Origin of the sequence: Photorhabdus tasmaniensis, from assembly GCF_011189505.1 — a bacterium.
Taxonomy (GTDB): Bacteria; Pseudomonadota; Gammaproteobacteria; order Enterobacterales; family Enterobacteriaceae; genus Photorhabdus; species Photorhabdus tasmaniensis.
The window spans coordinates 31,604-48,970 of the sequence record NZ_PUJU01000012.1; the positions used below are offsets into that span (position 1 = coordinate 31,604).

General features: G+C 37.4%; 16 protein-coding genes. 15 read left to right on the forward strand and 1 reads right to left on the reverse strand.

Annotation, left to right across the window (positions count from 1 at the left end; genetic code table 11):
* Positions 1–219: 219 nt before the first annotated feature.
* Entirely contained in the window at positions 220–711 is a 492-nt protein-coding gene (gene cpxP / locus C5471_RS07500; RefSeq protein ID WP_133814014.1) for a cell-envelope stress modulator CpxP, read from the reverse strand.
* A gap of 157 nt (positions 712–868) precedes the next feature.
* Here cpxP and cpxR point away from each other — a divergent pair, with 157 nt between their 5' ends.
* The 15 genes from cpxR to C5471_RS07575 all read left to right on the forward strand — a co-directional run bounded on the left by cpxR (position 869) and on the right by C5471_RS07575 (position 17,361).
* Positions 869–1,564 carry an envelope stress response regulator transcription factor CpxR gene (cpxR, locus tag C5471_RS07505; RefSeq protein ID WP_133814015.1) on the forward strand — a complete coding sequence of 232 codons (696 nt, stop codon included), beginning with the start codon at positions 869–871 and terminating at the stop codon, positions 1,562–1,564.
* Positions 1,561–2,931 carry an envelope stress sensor histidine kinase CpxA gene (gene cpxA / locus C5471_RS07510; protein ID WP_133814016.1) on the forward strand — a complete coding sequence of 457 codons (1,371 nt, stop codon included), beginning with the start codon at positions 1,561–1,563 and terminating at the stop codon, positions 2,929–2,931. Before cpxR ends, cpxA begins: the two co-directional genes overlap by 4 nt.
* Before the next feature lie 416 nt (positions 2,932–3,347).
* The gene (locus tag C5471_RS07515; protein WP_133814017.1) at positions 3,348–4,658 is read left to right on the forward strand and encodes a nucleotide sugar dehydrogenase; all 1,311 of its coding nucleotides are present in this window, start codon (positions 3,348–3,350) and stop codon (positions 4,656–4,658) included.
* Positions 4,659–4,671: 13 nt separating this feature from the next.
* On the forward strand, positions 4,672–5,721 hold the full coding sequence (locus C5471_RS07520; RefSeq protein ID WP_133814018.1) for a Gfo/Idh/MocA family protein: 1,050 nt from the start codon (positions 4,672–4,674) through the stop codon (positions 5,719–5,721).
* A gap of 18 nt (positions 5,722–5,739) precedes the next feature.
* Positions 5,740–6,330 (forward strand): acyltransferase, encoded by a 591-nt coding sequence (locus C5471_RS07525; protein WP_133814019.1) that lies wholly within the window; start codon positions 5,740–5,742, stop codon positions 6,328–6,330.
* 13 nt (positions 6,331–6,343) lie between these two features.
* The gene (locus tag C5471_RS07530; RefSeq protein WP_133814020.1) at positions 6,344–7,414 is read left to right on the forward strand and encodes a DegT/DnrJ/EryC1/StrS family aminotransferase; all 1,071 of its coding nucleotides are present in this window, start codon (positions 6,344–6,346) and stop codon (positions 7,412–7,414) included.
* 5 nt (positions 7,415–7,419) lie between these two features.
* Positions 7,420–8,646 (forward strand): oligosaccharide flippase family protein, encoded by a 1,227-nt coding sequence (locus tag C5471_RS07535; RefSeq protein WP_133814021.1) that lies wholly within the window; start codon positions 7,420–7,422, stop codon positions 8,644–8,646.
* A gap of 1 nt (position 8,647) precedes the next feature.
* Positions 8,648–9,772, forward strand: coding sequence for a D-glucuronyl C5-epimerase family protein (locus tag C5471_RS07540; RefSeq protein ID WP_133814022.1), 1,125 nt, complete (start codon positions 8,648–8,650; stop codon positions 9,770–9,772).
* On the forward strand, positions 9,751–10,980 hold the full coding sequence (locus tag C5471_RS07545) for a hypothetical protein (RefSeq protein WP_133814023.1): 1,230 nt from the start codon (positions 9,751–9,753) through the stop codon (positions 10,978–10,980). Before C5471_RS07540 ends, C5471_RS07545 begins: the two co-directional genes overlap by 22 nt.
* A complete protein-coding gene (locus C5471_RS07550; protein ID WP_133814024.1) occupies positions 10,977–12,080 on the forward strand; it encodes a glycosyltransferase family 4 protein in 1,104 nt (367 codons plus the stop codon). Before C5471_RS07545 ends, C5471_RS07550 begins: the two co-directional genes overlap by 4 nt.
* Before the next feature lie 6 nt (positions 12,081–12,086).
* Positions 12,087–13,157: a non-hydrolyzing UDP-N-acetylglucosamine 2-epimerase gene (gene wecB, locus C5471_RS07555; protein WP_133814025.1), complete on the forward strand. Its 1,071-nt coding sequence runs from the start codon at positions 12,087–12,089 to the stop codon at positions 13,155–13,157.
* Positions 13,154–14,395, forward strand: coding sequence for a glycosyltransferase family 4 protein (locus C5471_RS07560; RefSeq protein ID WP_133814026.1), 1,242 nt, complete (start codon positions 13,154–13,156; stop codon positions 14,393–14,395). The genes wecB and C5471_RS07560 overlap by 4 nt, the downstream gene beginning before the upstream one ends.
* 175 nt (positions 14,396–14,570) lie before the next feature.
* Positions 14,571–15,581 (forward strand): glycosyltransferase family 2 protein, encoded by a 1,011-nt coding sequence (locus C5471_RS07565; RefSeq protein WP_133814027.1) that lies wholly within the window; start codon positions 14,571–14,573, stop codon positions 15,579–15,581.
* A gap of 10 nt (positions 15,582–15,591) precedes the next feature.
* The gene (locus tag C5471_RS07570; protein ID WP_133814028.1) at positions 15,592–16,749 is read left to right on the forward strand and encodes a DegT/DnrJ/EryC1/StrS family aminotransferase; all 1,158 of its coding nucleotides are present in this window, start codon (positions 15,592–15,594) and stop codon (positions 16,747–16,749) included.
* On the forward strand, positions 16,750–17,361 hold the full coding sequence (locus tag C5471_RS07575) for a sugar transferase (RefSeq protein ID WP_207627247.1): 612 nt from the start codon (positions 16,750–16,752) through the stop codon (positions 17,359–17,361).
* Positions 17,362–17,367: the final 6 nt, after the last annotated feature.

The following is a 17,367-nucleotide window of genomic DNA, read 5'->3' on the forward strand; positions in this document are numbered from 1 at the left end:
GAGAGTGTGGCGAACGTCCACCAAGCGTCCACACTCAAAAACTTTCGTATACTTTCCAACCCCCTCATACTTTTTTATGTTGTTGTTTTACAAAGAAATGCGTTGTAAGTGACTGAAAAAAAAGGCCCTAAAAAGGGCCTGAAAGACAGGGATGGTGTCTATGGCAAGGAAAAATTTCGTTTGCTACTATTTACTGCTTACTGCTATGGGTATTACAAATCAGTTCGGTAACTGAGACATACGCTGCTGATGATGTTGCTCCAATTGCACCTGCTGCTCAGGAGTCAGCAACTGATACATCTGATGATGAATACGGGCCATTTCTACCTGACGTTCAACATTATATTTGAGCATCTTTTCAACCTGAGCCTTTACTGCCGCTTCATTAAAATCTTTCGCAGTGACCAGCTTACGCATCTCTTCACGTTCTGCACGACTCATGGACATTGATGAACGCTGTTGATGTTTTTGCCCCACCAAATCACGCATTTGCTGACGCTGTTGCTCAGTCAAAGTAATACCATTAAACATATGGTCGTTATCACCGATTTCACTATTACGGTAATGATGGTTGCCCTCACTCTTATAACCACAAGGTACACAATGACCAGGTATCGTAGCAGCGTGTACTATACTTGCTGTTTCAGCTAAAGATGCCGTCGAACCAAGAACAAATATTGACGCTAAAACTGACACTGCTATGTTACGCATTAAACAACTCCTCGTTTCCCCGAACGATGCTATTCGATTCAAATTATAGACAACTATACCTACGTGGCTGCAAACTAGCGTCAAAGCTTGTAAAAGAACGTAAAGTCGTGGAATAGCAAAGTTCGTTATCGTATTTTGCTCTTGGAGGAAGTAATCAATGCATAAAATCCTATTAGTTGATGATGACCGAGAACTGACATCACTATTAAAAGAATTACTTGAAATGGAAGGATTTAACGTTGTTATCGCTCATGACGGAGAGCAGGCATTAAAATACCTTAACGATTCAATTGATCTGCTATTACTCGACATTATGATGCCGCGTAAAAATGGCATTACAACGCTGAAAGAACTCCGGCTAGACCATCAAACCCCGGTGATTATGCTGACAGCACGGGGAAGCGATCTAGATCGTGTTCTGGGACTGGAATTAGGGGCAGATGACTATCTCGCCAAACCATTTAACGATCGTGAATTGGTAGCACGTATACGCGCTATTCTGCGCCGTTCAAACTGGAGTGAACAGCAACAGGTAGAAAACGGCCCTCCCCCCGTTCAGGTTGATAAACTGCACTTAAACCCAGGCCGACAGGAAGCCAGCTTTGCTAATCAAATATTAGATTTAACCGGGACTGAATTCACCCTACTCTATTTATTGGCTCAACACTTAGGCAAAGTTGTTTCCCGCGAACAACTGAGCCAGGAAGTATTAGGTAAACGACTGACTCCGTTTGACCGGGCAATTGATATGCATATTTCCAACCTGCGCCGTAAATTACCTGAACGGGAAGATGGCCTGCAATGGTTTAAAACGTTACGTGGCCGCGGATATTTAATGATTTCCCCAACATGATAAACAGTCTAACAGCACGCATCTTCGCCATTTTCTGGTTTACCCTGGCATTAGTCCTAATGTTGGTCTTAATGGTGCCGAAACTGGATTCCCGGCAACTAACCTCCCTGCTGGAAAATGAATACCGGCAGGGCGTCATGCTGGAACAACATATTGAAGCAGAATTAGCTCAAGATCCGGCTAATGATTTACTTTGGTGGCGCCGTTTATTTCGCGCAATTGAAAAATGGGCGCCACCAGGACAACGCCTAATACTGGCGACAAGTGAAGGACGGATTATTGGTGCCCAGAGAAGCGAAATGCAAGTTGTCCGCAACTTTATCGGCCAATCCGATAACGCGGATCATCCGAAAAAGAAAAAATATGGCCGTTCTGAGATGTTAGGACCATTTTCTATCCGGGATGGGGAAGATCATTACCAACTTTATTTAGTTCGCCCGGCGAACAGCCCGCAATCAGACTTTATTAACCTGATGTTTGACCGGCCACTATTATTATTAACGGCCACCATGTTAATCAGTGCGCCATTACTATTATGGCTGGCATGGAGTTTAGCCAAACCTGCCCGTAAATTAAAAAATGCCGCAGACGACGTTGCGAAAGGTAATCTGCGTCAGCATCCCGAATTGGAAGCTGGACCACAAGAGTTTTTGGCGGCGGGTAACAGCTTTAACCAAATGATCAGGGTATTAGAGAGAATGGTCACAGCACAACAACGGCTCATCTCCGACATCTCCCATGAACTGCGTACGCCTCTTACCCGTCTGCAACTGGCAACGGCATTACTTCGCCGCCGTCACGGTGAAAGCAAAGAATTGGAAAGAATCGAGACAGAAGCCCAACGTCTGGACGGCATGATTAACGATCTGCTGGTGCTCTCCCGCAGCCAGCATAAAAACGAACTCCTGCGGGAAAATATCAAAATCACCGATTTATGGAACGATATTCTTGATAACGCCATCTTCGAAGCTGAACAAATGGATAAAACCCTTGAGGCAACCTTACCACCGGGCTCCTGGACCATTTACTGCAACCCATTAGCGCTTGGCAGTGCTTTTGAAAATATCGTGCGTAATGCCTTACGCTACTCTCACCACCATATTGCGGTCACATTCCATGCTGATCATCAAGGGATCACCATTACCGTTGATGATGATGGCCCAGGCGTCAACCCGGAAGACCGCGAACACATATTCCGTCCTTTCTACCGTACAGACGAAGCCCGCGACCGGGAATCCGGCGGCACAGGCCTTGGCCTGGCGATTGTTGAAACCGCCGTTAGCCAGCACCGCGGCTGGGTACGTGCTGAAGACAGCCCATTAGGCGGCTTACGTCTGGTCATCTGGCTACCGCTTCATGGGCGGTAATACAAATATCAAGATCGCCTAACCTTATTCTATCAATTCATCAAACAAGTATTCTGTCAGGCTTGACCCAGAAGGGCTGACAGTTTACTCTTTTTAACAATCATTAATAAACCTTATCTTTACCTGCTTATTGCTACGACAAGCGGCAGAAAAAAACACTGAAAAATCAAAACATTAAATGAATTTATAGAATTATATGGATTTCTGGGAACCAATAACCTAGTGCGGTAGCTTTATTATTATTTCACTATTTATTATTTCAACAATAGACCTTACGCAAACTATTTAAAAATAGCCTGTTAAAGTTTCATCTGCCAAATAGCACTTGTGAAAATAAATAGCATCCTAATTAAAAACTGCGAAATATTATTTATTTTCACAAGTTCATTTTCAGGTCATAATATTAAAGGCAAAATATGTCATCACTAAACATTCTCACCGATAAATTTGATAATAAAACCGCCATTATTGCCATTGTTGGTCTTGGCTATGTTGGTCTACCTTTAATGCTGAGATATAACGATATTGGCTTTAAAGTTATTGGGTTTGATATTGATAAAGCAAAAACAGATAAATTAAATCAAGGCCAGAGTTATATTGAACATATTCCCGCAGCCAAAATTAATCAGGCCATCCATACCGGTTTTGAAGCTACCACAGATTTCGAAAAAATAACCGAATGCGATGCGATTATTCTTTGCGTCCCCACGCCGTTAAATAAATACCGGGAACCCGATATCAGTTTCGTGATTAATACCACCGAGATGATAAAACCCTATTTAAGAGCCGGACAACTCCTCTCCCTGGAAAGTACCACTTATCCCGGCACCACCGAAGAGGAATTATTACCCCGGGTAGAAGAAAACGGGTTAAAAGTGGGAGAAGACTTCTTCCTGGTCTATTCACCCGAGCGCGAAGATCCCGGTAATCCTGATTTCGAAACCCGTACCATCCCAAAAATCATTGGCGGTCATACTGAAAACTGCTTAAAAGCCGGGATAGCCGTTTACCAACAAGCCATTGACCGGGTGGTTCCCGTCAGTTCAACCAAAGCAGCCGAAATGACTAAATTGCTTGAGAACATACACCGGGCGGTCAACATTGGTTTAGTCAACGAAATGAAACTGGTTGCCGACAAAATGGGCATTGATATCCATGAAGTGATTAAAGCTGCGGCAACCAAACCTTTCGGCTTTGTCCCCTATTACCCCGGCCCGGGATTAGGCGGTCACTGCATCCCCATTGATCCCTTCTATTTAACCTGGAAAGCCAGAGAATACGGTATCAATACCCGCTTTATTGAACTCTCCGGTGAAGTCAACTCATCCATGCCCGACTATGTTGTTTCCAAAACCGTCTTAGCCCTGAATAAAGCGAATAAATCCATTAATAATAGCCACATTTTAGTTTTAGGTATCGCCTATAAAAAGAATGTCGATGACATGCGAGAAAGCCCTTCGGTACATATCATGGAGAAATTAAAAGAACTGGGTGCCAACGTAGAATATTCCGATCCTCACGTCCCGGCATTCCCTAAAATGCGTGAACACCATTTTAACTTAATCAGCCAGCCTATCACTGAAAAGAACCTAAAAGAATTTGACTGCGTTATTTTAGCCACCGATCACGACAAATTTAATTATGAACTCATCATCAATAACGCAAAACTAATCGTTGATACCCGCGGTAAATATTCCCCGAATCACCCAAACGTGATCAAAGCTTAATCCAGGACAAACCATGCTTAACATAATTAAAGACCGAAAAATAAAATTCGCTTTAGTGGGTTGTGGCAGAATTGCTAAAAATCACTTTCATTCTCTGGCAACACATCAGGAAAACGCTGAATTAGTGGCAATCTGTGATAACGATCAAACGGTATTAAAAGCGGCAATAGAAACAACCGGTGTCCCGGGTTTTAGCAGCCTCAATGCGATGCTGGATAATATCACTGCCGATATCATTATCCTGACCACCCCCTCCGGGCTGCATCCCGAACAAGCCATTGCCTGCTTTAATAAAGGCTTTCATGTCGTCACAGAAAAGCCCATGGCGACACGACTGGCCGATGGCGAAAACATGGTCAAAGCCGCAGATAAAGCCGGAAAACGTCTCTTCGTCGTCAAACAGAATCGCTTGAACGCCACATTACAATTACTGAAACGGGCGGTCAGTGAAAAACGGTTTGGCAAAATCCATCTGGTTCACCTCAATGTTTTCTGGACCCGACCGCAAGAATATTACGATCAAGCCGCCTGGCGGGGCACATGGGAATTTGATGGCGGTGCCTTCATGAATCAGGCCAGCCATTATGTTGACTTAATTGAATGGTTAATCGGCCCGGTCAAAGATGTACAGGCCATGACATCAACCCACCTGGATATCGAAACCGAAGATACCGGGGTACTGAACATCCGCTGGCGAGACGGAACACTAGGCTCGATGGCCGTCACCCTGTGCACTTACCCTCAAAACCTTGAAGGCTCCATCACCATTCTGGGTGAAAAAGGCACCGTCCGGGTGGGAGGTTTAGCCGTCAATGAAATCCAGGAGTGGCATTTTTCCGACGAAAAAGAGTATGACCGGCAAGTCAAAGAAGCAAATTATGAAACCACTTCCGTTTATGGCTTTGGTCACCCACTTTATTATAAAAATGTCATTGAGGTCATGAAAGGCGAAGCTAATCCCATCACGGATGGCCGGGAAGGATTAAAATCATTAGAACTGCTTATCGCTGCCTATCTCTCAGCCAGAGATAATAAAACCCTCTCGTTACCTTTAACGTATTAAATAAAGGGAAAAGATCTCATGTCAACTGAACACATAATGATACATCCCAGTGCCATCGTTGATGAAGGGGCCCAAATCGGGAAAAACAGCCGCATTTGGCATTTTACCCATGTGTGTTCCGGTGCCCAAATTGGTGAAGGCTGCTCTTTAGGACAAAATGTCTTTATTGGTCATCAAGTCACCCTCGGCAATCATTGCAAAATACAAAATAACGTCTCTGTTTATGACAACGTGCATTTAGAAGAGGGGGTATTTTGTGGCCCAAGCATGGTATTTACCAATGTGTATAATCCACGTTCATTGATTGAAAGAAAAAGTGAATATAAAACCACCCGGGTGAAAACAGGTGCCACATTAGGTGCCAACTGCACCATTGTGTGTGGTATCACCATCGGTGCCTATGCCTTTATTGGTGCCGGTGCGGTCGTCAATAAAGATGTACCGGATTATGCCCTGATGGTCGGCGTGCCGGCCAAACACATTGGCTGGATGAGTGAATTTGGTGAACAATTAGATTTACCGCTGCACGGGCAAGCCATAACAACCTGCCCGCACACGCAGCATATTTATCAACTCAACCATCATACCGTGACCCGAATTAAAGTATAAAAGGTAAAGAACAATGCAATTCACCGATCTCGCGGCCCAGCAACGCAGAATTAAAGATAAAATTGACGCGAATATCCAGAAAGTCCTCACCCACGGAAAATATATTTTAGGGCCCGAAGTGGCGGAATTAGAAGAAAAGCTGATAGCCTACACCGGAGCCAAATATTGTATTACCTGTGCGAACGGCACTGACGCCCTGCAAATTGCCTTAATGGCCATTGGCCTCAAACCCGGCGACGAAGTTATCACCCCCGGATTTACCTATATCGCCACCGCAGAAACTGTTGCACTACTGGGTGGCATTCCGGTCTATGTTGATGTCAAGCCCACAACCTATAACGTAGATCCGGCCCTGCTGGAAGCCGCGATTACCCCGAAAACCAGGGCAATTATTCCGGTTTCTTTATTCGGCCAATGTGCCGATTTTGATGAAATTAATGCCATCGCAGAAAAATACAACCTGACCGTAATAGAAGACGCGGCCCAAAGTTTTGGCGCAACTTATAAAGAGAAGCGCTCCTGCAATTTAACCACGCTCTCGTGCACCAGCTTCTTCCCCAGCAAGCCCTTAGGGTGCTACGGTGATGGCGGGGCTATTTTCACCAACGATGAAGAACTGGCGAAAATTATTCGTCAAATTGCCCGTCATGGTCAAGACAGACGATACCATCATATCCGAATAGGCATTAACAGCCGTTTAGATACGCTACAAGCGGCCATTCTGCTGCCCAAACTGGACATCTTTGAGGAAGAAATAGCATTACGTCAATGTGTGGCAGAAAACTACAATCAAGCGTTAAACAAAATCGGCATCACAACCACACCATATATTGAACCCCACAATCTCTCTGCCTATGCACAATATACTATTCGGGTTAAAAACCGCGATGAATTGCAACGCAGACTAAAAGAACAAGGCATTCCAACCGCAGTGCATTACCCCATTCCCTTGAATAAACAACCTGCGGTTGCCAGCAATATTACTCTGCCTGTCGGTGACGAAATAGCCCAGGAAGTGATTAGTTTGCCTATGCATCCTTATTTATCCATAGATTTAATTAACAAAATCTCCAGCTCAATTTAAATTCTATGAATAATAAATTTCTAAGGAATCTATCTGGCTTATTACTTTCGTCATTAATAAGCCAGATATTACTACTGCTATCAACACCAGTACTGACAAGATTATTTTCACCTGAAGAATTAGGGATTTATGCTTCACTTTCCTCCATTTTAAGTATTTTGGCAGTAGGTGCTTGCCTCCGTTATGAATTTTCAATCAGCGCATCAGAAAAAGAACGTGAAATTAATTCATTAGTCACATTATCTTGTATAATTTCAATCATCATTAGTTTTATAGCAATCACTATTTTTGCAATAGTTAATATCCCAGAAAAAACAATCATAGGAAACCACCTATACTATATACCTCTAGGCATTATTACTTATGGGTTTTATAGAGCAATGAGCTTCAACAGTATAAGAAAAAAACAATACCGTGAATTCTCTATCACTAAAATAGCTCAAACGGTCACGATGATTAGTGTTCAAATAATCGGGGGTATCGCTAGTTTAGGCGCAAGCAGTCTTATCCTGGGGCAAATATTAGGCCAATCATTAGGTGTGATATTTTTGAGTAAAAAATCTCAATATCGTCTGGTGATAAAGAAAAACGAGTTTAGAAAAATAAGACTACTTGCTAAGAAATATTACAAATTTCCAGTTTATGACTTCCCAGCCAGCTTAATTAATACGGTTAGTAATGAACTCCCTCAATTGTTCATAATGTCTGCCTACGGGCTAAAATCCGCAGGATTTTATTTAATCGCATCTAAAATATCAGGTGCGCCGATTACACTACTAAACCAAACCGTTTCATCTATATTACAAGGATATTTAAAAGGTACTCCTGCATCATCTTTCTTAAAAATCAAAAAAACATGCTATTACCTAACACTCATTTCTCTCTTATTTGCCACAGTAACATACTTGGTTGGCATACCAATTATAACATTTATTTTTGGTGAAGAATGGCATGAATCAGGTAAATATCTATTATGCCTAATACCTCATTTATCTGGACAAATAATATATTCATCATTATCAATATATTTATCCATTTATGAATACCAGAAGAGCAATTTATTTATTCAAACAACATCTATTATATTAAGATTTATGGCTCTTTCCATTGGATACATATTAGGAGACATTTATCTCTCCATTCTATTATTCTCATTCACCAGTCTTACCCTTTATCTGATCAGTACTGCTTATATTTTAAAATTATCGTTCATACGCAAAAAAGAAGGTTAACATGCAGAAAAAAAAGAAAATAATGAAAATAATTCCCTATATCATTATCGTGATGCTTGTGAGCTATGCATTCAATAAATATGCTTATGAATTAGATGAATTCAATAGTAGTGTCAGAAATTTAGTCATAAATGGGAAATTTACTCAACGCGAATTTAATAGCAATGGCTTTCCCTTATCACATTCACCACATATTCCCGAGCCGTTTCTATCTCCGTTTTATGTCGTTCACTATGGAATAATATACTCTTCTTTAGGCTCAGGAAAAGATAATACCAATATATTATGGAGAACGGATTCCTCCTTACCAGGATGGAACGTGCCACCACCTAAATTCAATAAAGAGGAACTAATTGCTAATTTTAAATTCTCAGCCGATTGGCTATTAAACAACATTCAGTTATTCCAAGGTGAAAATCATTATTTATATGATTTTGATTGGCCATATAAAGGATATGAAAATAATAAACTCTCCGCCCCTTGGTGGTCTGGATTAACCGATGCATATGCAATAATTCTCTTATTGAGAGCGCATGACTATTTCAGTGATGATAAGTATCTATTAACCTCCCATTTACTATACAAATCATCACTAGCGCCGATCAATAAAGGGGGTAGCCTAACCACTTTAAATAATATGCCCTGGATTGAAGAATATGTCGATCCTAAAGCAAGTTCAGATAAATTGGCTTTTGTATTAAATGGAATGATTTACTCTACTTATGGCATTGAATCCTTCGAAAATCATATTAATATAGATAAAAGTGAAAGAATGTCAGAAAGTTTATATCAATCAATCAGTAGCAATATATTTAAATTCGACATAAAAAATGAATGGTCGAGCTATGATTTAATTGGTAACCCAAGCAATATGAAATATCATAGAATACATACCCTTCTGTTAAAAGATCTTATAAATAGAAATCAATATTTTAAAAACAAAGAAATAATAAACTTATATAACAATTGGAATAGATCCGTGTCTAATATCGGCTATTATTACATAAAACATGGGCCTATCAGTTGGGCATACTATCAGTTTATCACCATGTACTTTCTGTCCATATTAGTATTATCAATCATTTACTTTTTCATTAGAAAAAAATGCAAAACAAAATCAAAATAATACTAAAAATATTCCTATATCAGGTAATTATATATCTAAATGCTGTGCTTATATTAGACACATTCCAAGAGGTAAAAGGCTATAATATTAGCCCACAAGGTCACTTAAGTATCTTATTCTGCTGGATATCATTATTACCACTAATCTTACTTAATAACCAAAAAAATCCAATTATGGTTTTTTTATGGTTAATATATATAATTTACATCATACCCATATCAATTATATTTCCTTTAATTAATTCAGCTTCTATATACTCAGTGATTTTCATATCCACAATAAATATATTATTCCTATTATCTATATTATTTTTTCGAATAGTAAATAGAATTACGTTACCAAAACTACAAATCCCCTGGGATTTATATAAAATAATCATAATAGGATGCGGCATTATTGTTTTATTCTTTGTTATTACTAACCCTGCATTCAGTTTAATACCACCTAATATATTTAAAGTTTACTCCGTGAGAGAAAACTTTAAAGAAAATACATCACTATTAACCATGTATATTATAACAAGTGGGGGATACGTAATTTCACCCTTATTATTATTAGCTTCATTTTATGTAAAAGGTTTTGTTAAATATCTGTTTATTGCAATAAGCATTATAATTTCTTATTTAATCTATTGCTCTTCAGGATTAAAAAGTATCGCATTCATGAATCTCACCGTTATAACACTATTCTTCTATATAAAAGGGAAAAGAAACATAAGTAACTCCGTGATAAATATAATCCTCTACACATTCCTTGCTGCCGGATTACTGTATTTTATTTTCGATTTCTATGACCCACTTATACACTGGTTACGCAGAATATTCTTCACACCAACATTAAATACCTTTTATTTTTATGATTATACCTTCAATAATAATAAGGAATTCACTAAAGACGCACCTAAAATAATTTCTCATATATATTATGGCACCATAGGATCTGCGAATACTGGCTTTATTGGGGACGGTATAGCCAGATATGGTGTCATTGGCTTAATAATAAATTTCTTTATATTTAATATGCTCATCTTCGCAATGAACCTGAGTGCAAAAAAAGTTCCATTTGAATTTTCAACAACATTATATTTACCGTTCGTATACACGGCATCAAACACGGCAATTACAGCACTACTCCTGACATATGGGCTGCTAATATTAAGCATACTATTATTCTTATTTCCTACGAAAAATAACAAGAACTCCTTATGAAAATCACACATATGACATCGGCACATCCGCGTTTTGATACACGTATTTTCCTAAAAGAATGTTCTGGTTTACAAAAAAAGCATGAAGTATCTCTTATTGTTGCAGATGGTAAAGGTAATGAAGTAAAGAATAATATAACTATCATTGACGTGGATATACTGCCAGGCCGATTAAATAGAATCTTTAAAACAACCGAACGAGTTTATAAAAAAGCGTTAGAATTAGATTCTGACCTATATCATTTCCATGATCCGGAATTAATACCTATAGGATTACGACTTAAAAAGAAAGGTAAAACAGTCATCTTTGATGCCCATGAAGATGTCCCCAAACAGATTCTTAGTAAACCTTATTTAAATAAATTAACAAAAACAATTATCTCTAAAACATTCTCCCTCTATGAAAATTATGCTATCCCTAAATTTAACGGAATTATTACTGCGACACCCGCAATAAGAGATAAATACTTAAAATTAAATAAAAACACAATAGACATTAATAATTACCCAATATTAGGCGAACTAAGTAATAATAACAAAAATTGGGATAAGAAAGAAAAACAAATATGCTATGTAGGAGGTATATCTGCCATTAGATGCATAGAAGAAATGGTGGAATCAATATCTTACCTGAAAACTGACACAAAAATGAAATTAGCAGGCAGTTTCTCTGAACAAGATTTAGAAAATAAAATAAAAAGCATGGGGAATTGGCATAAAATAGATGAACTTGGCTTTCTAAATCGGATAGAAACAAAAGAACTTTTATCTAAATCTATTGCTGGAATTGTTCTATTTCATCCATTACCCAATCATATCGATGCCCAACCGAATAAAATGTTCGAATATATGAGTGCAGGTATTCCTGTTATCGCTTCAAATTTCACATTATGGAAAGATATTATTGTCACAAACAATTGTGGAATTTGTATTGATCCATTAAACCCTAAAGAGTTAGCTGATGCGATAGATTATTTATCGAATAACTATGATATAGCGGAAGAAATGGGTAATAACGGGTTTTTAGCAGTAAATAAAAAATACAATTGGGATATTGAACAAAATAAACTTGTTGAATTTTATCAACAATTTGGAAATTAATCAAATATGAAGAAAATCATAACGGTATTAGGAGCAAGACCCCAATTCATTAAAGCCAGCCCGGTGTCTCGCGCCTTACAAAATCATAATAAATTTAAAGAAATTATCATTCATACCGGCCAGCATTTTGATACTAATATGTCTGATATCTTTTTCAATCAATTAAAAATCCCTCAACCTGATTACACTCTCAATATTCATGGTGGCACGCACGGTGAAATGACAGGAAAAATGTTAATTGAAATTGAAAAGGTACTTATCACAGCAAAACCCGATGCAGTCATGGTATATGGTGATACGAACTCTACTTTAGCGGGAGCATTATCTGCATCCAAATTACATATTCCAGTGATCCATATTGAAGCCGGTTTACGTAGCTTTAATATGGAGATGCCAGAAGAGATCAATAGAATACTCACAGATAATGTTAGCTCAATTCTTTTCTGTCCCACAGAGACAGCAATCAATAACCTACAACGAGAAGGATTCAGTTCAAAGCCGGTTAATATAAAAAAAGTGGGTGATGTAATGGAAGATGCTGCTTTATATTTTAGCCGAATAGCAAAAAGACCTGATGAACTTATTCCCACACAACATTTCATATTAACAACACTCCATCGCGCTGAAAATACCGATAATCAAAAACGATTAACTGAAATAGTGAACGCATTAAATGACATACATAAAACAATTTACCCCGTTGTGCTTCCTCTTCACCCAAGAACTAAAAAAATGTTGGAGAAATATAACTTACATTTAGATGTTCACTTAATCGAACCGGTTGGATATTTAGAAATGTTATGGCTACTTAAAAATACAGATCTGGTTATTACCGATAGTGGAGGACTACAAAAGGAAGCTTTTTTCTTTAGAAAACCGTGTGTAACAGTGAGAGATCAAACTGAATGGGTAGAATTAATTGAAACAGGTGTGAACAAATTATCCGATGCTGAGAATAAAAAAATAACCCAATCAGTTCATAATATGATTAATACTAATATACACGCTGTTCAATCTATATATGGTGGCGGCGTTGCTGCCATAAAAATTGCTGACGAATTAGAAAAATCACTATGAATATAGTCTACATAAACCATTATGCCGGTTCGCCAGATCTTGGTATGGAATTTCGACCATATTATCTAGGCCAAGAGTGGCTTAAATCTGGACATAATATTACCATACTTGCAGCTTCTTATTCCCATGTCCGTACAAAACAGCCCGAACTCACAGAGAATAAAAAAACCACCGAAAATATTTGTGGATTAAAGTTTATCTGGTATCCGACCCCTAATTACTATAATAATGGATTAGACCGGATAAAAAATATATTCTCTTTCTTAAAGCAGATATGGTTCGATACAAATAATATAATAAAAGAGAATAAACCAGATATCGTTATTGCATCAAGTACTTACCCCTTGGACATTTGGATCGCAAAACACCTGGCAAAAAAGGCTAAAGCTAAATTAGTTTATGAAGTTCACGATTTATGGCCTCTCTCTCCTATCGAAATAGGCGGCATGTCGCCAAAACATCCTTTCATAAGATTATGTCAATTTGCTGAAAATTATGCTTATCGCCATTCAGATACGGTAATTTCAATACTCCCTAATGTACATGATCATATGAAAAAACATGGCTTAGACCTGAAAAAATTGCATATTATACCTAATGGTATCGTTGAAAATGATTGGCAAACTGAAAATATCGATCCTATTTCACCTCATATCAAAGCAATAATCAATCACTGCAAAGCAGAGAATAAAATCATTGTGGGTTATGCCGGATCGCTTGGAAAACCCAATGCCATGAACTACCTGATTGATGCTGCAAAATTATTAGAAGAACAAAATTTTCATTTTCTGCTGGTAGGTTCTGGGCTGGAAAAAGAAAATCTGGTAAAACAAGCTAATTTACTTAATTTGAGAAACATTACCTTTAGTGATCCAATACCGAAAACACAGATCCCTGCTCTGCTCCCATTATTCGATATTGCTTATATAGGTTGGCATAGAAAATCTATATATAGATTTGGAATTTCACCGAATAAACTCATAGATTATATGATGGCAGGATGCATAGTATTACATTCTGTTGAAGCGGGTAATGACATTGTTGCTGATGCAAATTGCGGATTATCTATCCCACCTGAATCGCCGCAAGCCATTGCGAATGGATTACTTAAATTAAATAAACTGCCAAAGGAAAAGAAAATTGAATTAAGAAATAACGGTACAAAATACGCATTAAAAAACCACACATATAATAATTTATCAAATAAATTCTTAAAGGCAATAATAAATCACAAATAACAAATGCCGTTCTTTCGCATTACCTGAAATTAAACAATCTAAAATAGATAAAATTATTGATTGACTTAAAACTGGTTGGATAATTACCGGCCCAAAGCCAGAAGATTTGAACAAAATATAGAAATTACACTTAAATAACTATTATTACTGTCCAAATAGAGGTTATTATTCAATCATGATAAATATATCAGTAATTTGCCCTATATTAAATGAAGAGAAATATATAAAAGGATGTATCGAATCACTTCTAAAACAAGATTATCCTACCGAACAATTAGAAATTATCTTTATAGATGGCTATAGCTCAGACGGTACTTTAAAAATCATTCAAAGTTATACCGAGAAATATGAATTCATCAAGCTACTATACAACCCTGAGAAACATGTACCTACTGCTCTGAATATTGGTATAAAAAATTCATCAGGAGAATATATAGCCAGAATTGATGCTCATTCTAACTATCCTAGCAATTACTTATCCAAACTATATAATTTATCAAAACAATTTGACATTGATAATATAGGTGGAGTTCTTAGTACAAAACCATGCAATCCTACGATTACTGCTCATACTATTGCATATGCCTTAAGTAGTCACTTTGGCATGGGTAATTCCCATTTTCGAATTGGTGTCAATAATATAAAAAAAGTTGATACAGTACCTTTTGGTTTTTTCAGAAGAAATATATTCGATAAAATAGGGCTATTTGACGAGGATTTAACTAGAAACCAAGATGATGAATTTAACAGCAGAATTATAAAACATGGAGGTAATATATATCTTGTGCCCGATGTTATTATTGATTACTACCCCAGAGATTCAATTAAAAAAATCTGCTCTATGTTCTATCAATACGGTTTATTTAAACCATTAGTCAATTTAAAATTAAAAAAAACAACATCATTCCGACAATTAATACCACCGACTTTTGTTTTAGGGTTAATCCTGGGGCTAATCTTCTCATTCATTAACCCAATATTTTTATATCTATATATAAGTTGTATTTTTATCTATTTATCTCTGGCTTTACTGATATCAATAAAAGCCCATATTAAAAATAAAAAAAATTACATGTCCTTACCCTTAATATTTCTGTGCATACATTTATCTTATGGATCAGGGTATCTCATTGGAATAATTAAAATTATATTCAATAAGAAATTCCACGTAAAAAATAAAAGATAAGGATTATATCATGAACTCTTTTTTTCTCCCTTTCGCACTTCCAGAGCTCGGCCAAGAAGAAATTGATGAAGTCATTGACTCACTTAAAACGGGTTGGATAACTACTGGGCCTAAAGCCAGAAGATTTGAACAAGATTTTGCTCAATATTTAGATTCTGATGTTGAAGCAATCGCGGTAAATTCAGCAACGGCTGGATTACATTTAGCGTTGGAAGCCATTGGTATCCAACCTGGTGATGAAATCATCGTCCCTACCTACACCTTTACTGCAACGGCAGAAGTTGTCCGTTATCTGGGTGCTCACCCTATTTTTGTTGATTCTTTACCTAACAGCCTGAATATTGATCCAACCGCAATAAGAAAAGCAATCACATCCAAAACTAAAGCGATTATACCAGTACACTTTGCCGGTTTATCCTGTGATATGGATGAAATCATTGCTCTAGCTAAAGAATTCAATCTACGAATAGTTGAAGATGCCGCTCATTCATTCCCAACCTTATACAAAGGAAAAAAAATTGGCACTCTGGACACCGATGTCACCGTATTTAGTTTCTACGCCAATAAGACCATGACAACGGCTGAAGGCGGGATGCTAGTAACCCGAAATCCAGACATTATAAAAAGAGCAAAAGTCATGCGTTTGCACGGCATTAGTAAAGATGCTTTTGACAGATATCAATCTAAAACACCCGCCTGGTACTACGAAGTGATTGAACCAGGCTACAAATATAATATGCCAGATATTTGTGCAGCCATTGGTATTCACCAATTACAGAAAATAGACTCTTTTCAGAAGAAAAGGGAAGAGATGGCTAAATTTTACGATAGTGAATTAAAAAACTTACCCATTATTTTACCGACTAAACCTAAAGAACCTAATAGCCAACATGCCTGGCATTTATATACTATCAGACTGAATGATAAAGTTAAGATATCAAGAGACGACTTTATCATAAAAATGGCAGAAAAAAATATAGGTTGCTCTGTCCATTTTATCCCACTACATAAACAACCCATATGGAAAAACACCTATTCTCTTGATAAAAAAAACTTTCCTGTAGCAGAAGAAAACTTTAAAAGAATTGTATCCATTCCTTTATACACAAAAATGACCCAAGAAGACCAGATCTACGTTATCAAAACAATTAAAGGGATTCTTGAATAAATGAAAATAACTTATTCAATAATAAAAACAGTTTTTGATTTCATTGCATCTTCAATTGGGCTAATTATTCTCTCTCCTATATTAATCGCAATTGCCATTTGGATAAAAATAGACTCGGAAGGGCCTATTTTTTTCCGGCAAAAACGCGTAGGTCAATATAATAAAGATTTTTATATTCACAAATTTAGAAGTATGACTACCGGTTCAGAACAAAAAGGCCAACTCACTGTAGGTCATGATCGACGTATTACAAACTCTGGAAAATTTATACGCAAATACAAACTTGATGAATTAGCTCAACTCATTGATGTTGTTCAAGGAACAATGAGTCTAGTCGGGCCAAGACCAGAAGTCCCACAATTTATGGATAAATACCCAGATGACGTAAGAAACAAAATATTATCTGTCAAACCTGGGATAACAGATTTGGCTTCTATAGAAATGATCGATGAAAATCAAATATTAGCTAAATATGCAAATCCTCATCAAGCCTATATTGATATTGTGATGCCTATAAAAGCCAAATACTACTTAGAATATGTTAATGACAAATCATTTTTCCATGATCTGAATATTATTTTTAAAACCATTTATAAAGTAGTTTTTAGGTAATTAAAA

Coding starts and splice junctions, on each gene's coding strand:
- cpxP (WP_133814014.1), bottom strand. CDS start 711: ATGCGTAACATAGCAGTGTCAGTTTTAGCGTCAATATTTGTTCTTGGT.
- cpxR (WP_133814015.1), top strand. CDS start 869: ATGCATAAAATCCTATTAGTTGATGATGACCGAGAACTGACATCACTA.
- cpxA (WP_133814016.1), top strand. CDS start 1,561: ATGATAAACAGTCTAACAGCACGCATCTTCGCCATTTTCTGGTTTACC.
- C5471_RS07515 (WP_133814017.1), top strand. CDS start 3,348: ATGTCATCACTAAACATTCTCACCGATAAATTTGATAATAAAACCGCC.
- C5471_RS07520 (WP_133814018.1), top strand. CDS start 4,672: ATGCTTAACATAATTAAAGACCGAAAAATAAAATTCGCTTTAGTGGGT.
- C5471_RS07525 (WP_133814019.1), top strand. CDS start 5,740: ATGTCAACTGAACACATAATGATACATCCCAGTGCCATCGTTGATGAA.
- C5471_RS07530 (WP_133814020.1), top strand. CDS start 6,344: ATGCAATTCACCGATCTCGCGGCCCAGCAACGCAGAATTAAAGATAAA.
- C5471_RS07535 (WP_133814021.1), top strand. CDS start 7,420: ATGAATAATAAATTTCTAAGGAATCTATCTGGCTTATTACTTTCGTCA.
- C5471_RS07540 (WP_133814022.1), top strand. CDS start 8,648: ATGCAGAAAAAAAAGAAAATAATGAAAATAATTCCCTATATCATTATC.
- C5471_RS07545 (WP_133814023.1), top strand. CDS start 9,751: ATGCAAAACAAAATCAAAATAATACTAAAAATATTCCTATATCAGGTA.
- C5471_RS07550 (WP_133814024.1), top strand. CDS start 10,977: ATGAAAATCACACATATGACATCGGCACATCCGCGTTTTGATACACGT.
- wecB (WP_133814025.1), top strand. CDS start 12,087: ATGAAGAAAATCATAACGGTATTAGGAGCAAGACCCCAATTCATTAAA.
- C5471_RS07560 (WP_133814026.1), top strand. CDS start 13,154: ATGAATATAGTCTACATAAACCATTATGCCGGTTCGCCAGATCTTGGT.
- C5471_RS07565 (WP_133814027.1), top strand. CDS start 14,571: ATGATAAATATATCAGTAATTTGCCCTATATTAAATGAAGAGAAATAT.
- C5471_RS07570 (WP_133814028.1), top strand. CDS start 15,592: ATGAACTCTTTTTTTCTCCCTTTCGCACTTCCAGAGCTCGGCCAAGAA.
- C5471_RS07575 (WP_207627247.1), top strand. CDS start 16,750: ATGAAAATAACTTATTCAATAATAAAAACAGTTTTTGATTTCATTGCA.